Below are 6,435 nucleotides of genomic sequence, written 5' to 3' on the forward strand. Positions count from 1 at the left end.
AAAATTCCGGCGCTTCTTCACGAACCGGAGAGACATGAAGCGTGGAATTTAGCGTGCCGTCAAGGTCGCGGTGTCGATGTTTCGCACCAGCAGCCGGCCTCGCTTCGAAATGGAACCGACTGACATCGCGACCTCGGTGCCGGATTTCACCTGCGCGAGGACTTTTTCGAGATCGGCGTTGTTGCGAATCGCGTAATCGCCGACCTGGTAAATGACGAGTCCGCGTCGAATGCCCGACTTCGCGGCGGGACTGCCATTTTCCACATTCGCCACGAGCACACCGGAGCCGGGGGCGTAGTTCAGCGCCTCGGTGAGATCATCGGTGAGGTCCTGCGTTTCCAGTCCGAAAAACCGTTTCGCCCGTGAACCGGATGCAACTCCCTGCGGCTGCTTCGACTGGTTGCGGAAGTCCTTGATCGTGTCGCGCACCTTTTCCGCGGAAATGGCGAACCCGATGCCCTGCGTCGGGATGCCCTGCGGAGTGAAAGCCATTTTTACCGAACTGACCCCGACCAGTTTGCCACTCAGATCAATCACGGGCCCCCCCGAGTTACCGGGATTAATGGCGGCATCGGTCTGGATCAGTCCGGTAAATTCATTGCCCTCGACCTCGATGGTGCGGTCTTTGGCGCTCAAAATCCCCCGCGCCACGGAGCTGCCGTAGCCCATGGGATTGCCCAGGACGAGGACGGTCTGGCCGAGCAGGCTGGGCGAGAGATTTTCCAGGCTGATGAAGGGCAGCGGGTGCTTCACGTCGATCTTGATCAAAGCCAGATCAGCCGCCGGATCGCCGGTGACGTATTTGGCGTTGTAAGTCTGGCCGTCGGTCGTGGTGACGAAAATTTTCAGGTCAGCAGCGCGTTCGACGACGTGCTCGTTGGTGACAATGTAGCCGTCCGGATCGACGATAAACCCGGAACCGAGGCTCTGGACTTTCTGCGCCACGGACCGACGCGGACGAGCTTGTTCTCCGAAAAATTGCTCATAAATCGCGTCCGCCGGATCGCTGTAAGGCCGACGTACGATGCGTTCCGTATTGATATTCACCACCGCCGGCATGGCTTTCGCCGTGGCGATCACGGAGGGCTCACTGGCGGGATCGGCGTTGGATTCCGCGTGAGAAATGCACGGGGAAAAAAGCAGCGCGCCAGAGGCCAGGCAGGTGAGCAAGAGTCGATTCATAGTGAAAAAAGGAGTGTTCCCATTGACACAACAGGTCGTCTGCTGCTCAAAAAAATCCGTGATTTTATTTTTGTCGGACACAGAAATAGGTTAGTCTTTCCGTCCATTTTGACCCCATGAGATTCTCCATTGCCAACGCGTCCAACGCGCAGCTCCTCGACGAAAATTACGCCAACTGGCGGCGCGATCCCGCCTCCGTAGATCACACTTGGGCTGCCTTTTTTGAGGGATTTGAATTTGGTTCCGCCAACCTCGCGCCCGCCTCGAAAAACGGTGCCGCCGAGCCGCATTATTCCTCGGCCGATTCCTCGCTTCAGGCTCGTGTGGACAGCCTGGTTTACGCCTATCGCACTCTCGGCCACACCATTTCGCTGATCGATCCACTGGGGGAAAAACGCCCCGACCAGCCGCTGCTCAGTCTGGAGGAACACAAGCTCGCCGACGTTAGCCTGGAGACGGTGGTTTCTTCGCGTTACTTTCTGAGCGGACGCAAAATGCCGCTCGGGCAGTTGATTGAGAGCCTCCAGAAGATCTATTGCGGCACGATCGGGGCCGAGTTCATGCACATCCAGAATTTGCGCGTGCGCAACTGGCTGCGCGAGCGAATTGAAGCTTATGATCCCGATGCGGCGGAGAATGGGGCCAAACAGAAATTGCGCCTGCGTGCCGTGCTAAAAGCGGAGGCATTTGAGCAATTTCTGCACACGCGCTTCGTGGGCCAAAAACGCTTTTCGCTTCAAGGCGGCGAGTCGCTCATGGTCATCTTGAACGCCATTCTGGACCGCTGTCCCGACCTCGGCGTCTCCGAGATTGTCATGGGCATGGCGCATCGCGGACGCCTGACGGTTCTCGCCAATTTCCTGCACAAGCAACTGCGCGATTTGTTCACCGAGTTCTCCGAAAACTACATCCCGAACCTCGTGGCGGGCGACGGCGATGTGAAGTATCACCTCGGTTACGAGGTTGTCCGCACCACGCCCGACGGGGGCAAGGTCGGTATCCATCTTGCCTCCAACCCGAGCCACTTGGAAGCCGTCAACCCGGTTGTCGAAGGGAAAACCCGCGCGCTCCAGCGCATCCTCGGCGACACGGTGAAACGCTCCAAAGTCCTCCCCGTCCTCATCCACGGTGACGCGGCTTTTGCAGGCCAGGGATTGGTCGCGGAGGTCTTCAATATGTCGCAACTCCCCGGTTACGAGACGGGCGGCACGATGCATTTGGTGATCAATAACCAAATCGGTTTCACCACGCTGCCTGCCGATGCGCGTTCAACGCCGTATTGCACCGACATCGCGAAAATGGTCGAGGCACCGGTGTTTCATGTCAATGGCGACGACCCGGACGCGGTTGCTTTTGTCACCGATCTCGCCTTCGATTTTCGCCAGCAATTCCGCCAGGACGTCGTCATCGACATGGTTTGCTATCGTCGCTACGGCCACAACGAAGGCGACGAACCGGCGTTCACCCAGCCCGATTTATACGGGAAAATCAACTCGCATCCGTATGTAAGTCAGATCTACCGCCAGGAGCTGCTGGCTTCCGGCGCGTTGACCGAGGAGGAAATGGCCGAGGTCGAGAAGCAACTGGTCTCCGAATTGGAAACCGCTCTCGCTGAAGTGAAAAACGAGGGCGAGCGCAAGGACAAAAACAGCACGAAAAGCTTCAGCGGCTCCAATGCGATCTTCCAGCCGCCATATTCGCACGCCACCGTGGAAACGAAGATCTCCAAGGACGTGCTCGCGACCGTCTTCAAGGCACTCACCACCGTCCCGGAAGGCTTCCGCATTCAACCCAAAGTCAAAAAGACCGTCCTCGATCCACGCCAAAAAGCTTTTGAAAACGGCGGCCCCTATTTCTGGTCGCACGCCGAGGCGCTGGCCTTCGGATCGCTCCTTTTGGAGGGGATTCCCGTCCGGCTCTCCGGGCAGGACAGCCGCCGCGGCACCTTCAGCACGCGCCACTCGGTACTCTATGATGAGGTCACCCGCGAACGTCACATTCCCCTACGCAACCTCGGGGAAAAAGCCGCCCGCTTCTGCGTTTACAACTCGTTTCTCTCCGAGGCCGCCGTCCTCGGATTCGACTACGGTTATACTCTCGATTACCCGCAAATGCTCTGTCTCTGGGAGGCGCAATTCGGCGATTTTGCCAACGGCGCGCAGGTCATCATCGACCAATTCATCGTCTCCTCGGAGTCGAAATGGCAGCGCCCGAGCGGTCTCGTCATGCTCCTGCCGCACGGCTACGAAGGACAGGGACCGGAGCATTCCAGCGCGCGAATGGAACGCTTTCTCCAGCTTTGCGCGGAAGATAACATCATCGTGGCCAACCTCTCCACGCCCGCCCAGTATTTCCACATTCTGCGCCGGCAAATGAAGCGCGATTTCCGCAAACCGCTCATCCTCATGACGCCCAAGAGCCTCCTGCGCAACCCACTTTGCGTCTCAGTCGAGTCCGATTTCACTGAGGGCGCATTCAGCGAGGTGCTCGACGCTCCCCTTCTCTGCCCGGTGGAAAAAATCCAACGCGTCATCTTTTGCTCCGGCAAAGTTTACTACGAACTCCTCCAGCATCGCGACGCCCAGAAGATCACCGACACCGCATTCATCCGCGTCGAGCAGCTTTACCCGGTCGCGCTGGAGAAATTGCAGGCCGTCGTCGATCTTTATCCCAACGCCACCAAGTTCGTCTGGTGTCAGGAAGAGCCGCGCAACATGGGTGCCTGGACGCACATCGCGCCGAGCCTCAGCCGCGTCACCGCGCACGGCATCGCCTACGCCGGGCGCAACGCCAGCGCCAGCCCGGCCGTCGGCTCGAAAGCCTGGCACGACAAGCAGCAAAAGGAACTCATCGAACACGCGTTCGCGGTTTAGAGTTCACTTCCATCGCAATCTTCGGCAGAGTCCGCCAAAATTCATGAGCATCGAAATCAAAGTCCCCTCAGTCGGCGAATCCATCTCCAGCGGCCTCATCTCCGTCTGGCACAAGAAAAACGGAGACATCGTCAAGGAAGGCGAATCCCTTTTCACCCTCGAAACCGACAAAGTCTCCACCGAGATTCCGGCTCCCAAGTCGGGCCAGCTCACCATTGGCAAACCCGAGGGCGAGGAAGTGAAAATCGGCGAAGTTGTCGGCTCCATCGATGATTCCGTGGCCGCGCCCACCGAAGCCGCACCCGCTCCGAAGGCAGCACCGAAAGCCGAGTCCAAGTCGGATCGCTCCGGTCTGCTCACACCTGCGGTTCGCGTGGCGGTTGAGGAAAATAAACTCGACCCGAAAGCCATCAAAGGCTCCGGCAAAGAAGGCCAGATCACCAAGTCGGATGTCATAACTCATTTGGAGACAAAGTCCGCCCCAACTCCGGCGGCAACAGTTGCAGTGAAATCGGTCCCGAGCAGTGAACGAGAGACGCGCAAAAAGCTGTCCCCGTTGCGTCGCAAGATCGCGCAGCACCTCGTTTCGGCCCAGCAAAACGCCGCCATTCTCACCACCTTCAACGAAGTCGATATGACCGCCATCCAGGAGCTTCGGACGAAGGCCCAGGAGTCATTTACCAAACGCCACGGAGTTAAACTCGGCTTCATGTCCTTCTTCATCAAGGCCACCGTCGAGGCGCTAAAGTCAGTTCCCGCGATCAATGGCCGCATGGATGGTGAGGAATTTGTCCAAAATCACTTCTACGACATCGGCGTCGCGGTTGGCACCGAAAAAGGCCTCGTCGTCCCCGTCATTCGCGATGCCGACCAGAAATCCTTTGCCGGGATCGAGAAAGATCTCGCTGCCTACGCCGTGAAAGCTCGCGAGGGAAAGATCAGCATCGACGACCTCAGCGGCGGTGTCTTCACCATCTCCAATGGAGGCATTTACGGCTCCCTCATGAGCACTCCGATCCTCAACCCGCCTCAAAGCGGCATCCTCGGAATGCATAAAATCCAGCCGCGCCCCGTCGCCATCGGCAACGAAGTCGTCATCCGCCCCATGATGTATCTCGCGCTCAGCTACGATCACCGAGTGGTCGATGGCAAAGAAGCCGTTACCTTCCTCGTCCGCATCAAAGACTGCCTCGAAGACCCCGTCCGCCTGCTGATCGAGTTCTAACTCGACTCAAAAACTGGCGATGGATTGGTCGCATTTCGAGCCGTCATCTACACGAATGGCTCCGTAGGAGTCTAATATCTATAGAAGCACGCTAGAAGAAGAGATTGAGCGCCGTAGTGCGACATTGGGACTTCGATTCCAAGACATGCCGGTCCTACGGACCTCATGCTTTGTGAATCCATCTAGCTATAGATATGGCGACCCTAGCGGGTCTATTGCGAGATTCGGCATGTTTCAAATTTGCCTACGCGCCCGACTCCTAACTCCGTCAGCGCAGCCATTGAAACGCCAGACCGGCGAATCCGGCGGCGGTGATCACGGCGATGACGTCCCATTTCCAACGGGTGATGCCGAGGAATGCGATGCAACTCACTGCTAAAGCGAACGCGTCGAGCGTGGCGGGCGTGGGGAAAAGCACGTGCGCGCCGAACCACACCGCGAGATTCAGGATCACTCCGACGACGGCGGCGGTGATGGCGGAGAGCGCGGCGGTGAGTTTTTGATTTCCCCGAAGCTGCTCGATGTGCGGGGCACCGAGAAAAATCCAGAGGAAGCATGGGAGAAACGTTGTCCAGGTGGTGATGATTGCGCCCAAAGTCGCGGCCAGCAGCGGCGAGAGCGTGCCGGGTTGGTTCCAGCCGCCGAGGAAGCCGACGAATTGCAGGACCATAATGAGCGGACCCGGAGTGGTTTCGGCGAGGCCGAGGCCGTCGAGCATTTGCCCGGCGCTCAACCACGAATAATGCTCCACTGCCTGCTGCGAAACGTAAGGCAGCACGGCATACGCGCCGCCGAAAGTGACCATCGAGGCTTTGCTGAAGAAGATCGCCTCGCGGAAAAGCGTGTGGCTGGTGCCGAGCCAAAGCGCGAGCAGCCCGATGGGGAGCCACCACAGCGCCAGCCATGTCGCGCACACCTTGAGTGCTCGGGCAAGGGTCGGGCGGGTATGCTCGGCGGACGCGGCATTATCGTCGATCACCGTGGCTTCCGCATCGCCGGGTTTCGACCCGTGGCCGCGGATGACCAGGAACTTATCGCGCCGCAACTTCCCACCGATGAAGCCGATGATCGCCGCCGCGAGGATGATGATCGGGAACGGCACTTTGAAAAAGTAGATCGCCACGAAAGCGAGCGCGGCGAGCGACCACATGACCT

4 protein-coding genes are annotated in these 6,435 nt (G+C 58.6%); 2 read left to right on the forward strand and 2 right to left on the reverse strand.

Annotated elements, in window-relative coordinates; genetic code table 11:
* Positions 1-48: 48 nt before the first annotated feature.
* Positions 49-1,182 carry a trypsin-like peptidase domain-containing protein gene (locus ABIT76_04410; GenBank protein ID MEO7932385.1) on the reverse strand — a complete coding sequence of 378 codons (1,134 nt, stop codon included), beginning with the start codon at positions 1,180-1,182 and terminating at the stop codon, positions 49-51.
* Between the two features lie 116 nt (positions 1,183-1,298).
* On the opposite strand from ABIT76_04410, the gene ABIT76_04415 reads away from it, so the two are divergent.
* Both ABIT76_04415 and odhB read left to right on the forward strand, forming a co-directional pair.
* Positions 1,299-4,055: a 2-oxoglutarate dehydrogenase E1 component gene (locus ABIT76_04415; protein MEO7932386.1), complete on the forward strand. Its 2,757-nt coding sequence runs from the start codon at positions 1,299-1,301 to the stop codon at positions 4,053-4,055.
* 43 nt (positions 4,056-4,098) lie between these two features.
* Positions 4,099-5,280 carry a 2-oxoglutarate dehydrogenase complex dihydrolipoyllysine-residue succinyltransferase gene (gene odhB / locus ABIT76_04420; protein ID MEO7932387.1) on the forward strand — a complete coding sequence of 394 codons (1,182 nt, stop codon included), beginning with the start codon at positions 4,099-4,101 and terminating at the stop codon, positions 5,278-5,280.
* Between the two features lie 268 nt (positions 5,281-5,548).
* Here the strand turns inward: odhB and ABIT76_04425 are convergent.
* Positions 5,549-6,435: chromate transporter (locus tag ABIT76_04425; GenBank protein MEO7932388.1), on the reverse strand; the 887-nt coding region annotated here is incomplete at its 5' end.

It is taken from the genome of Chthoniobacterales bacterium (assembly GCA_039930045.1).
Lineage (GTDB): Bacteria > Verrucomicrobiota > Verrucomicrobiia > Chthoniobacterales > DASVRZ01 > DASVRZ01.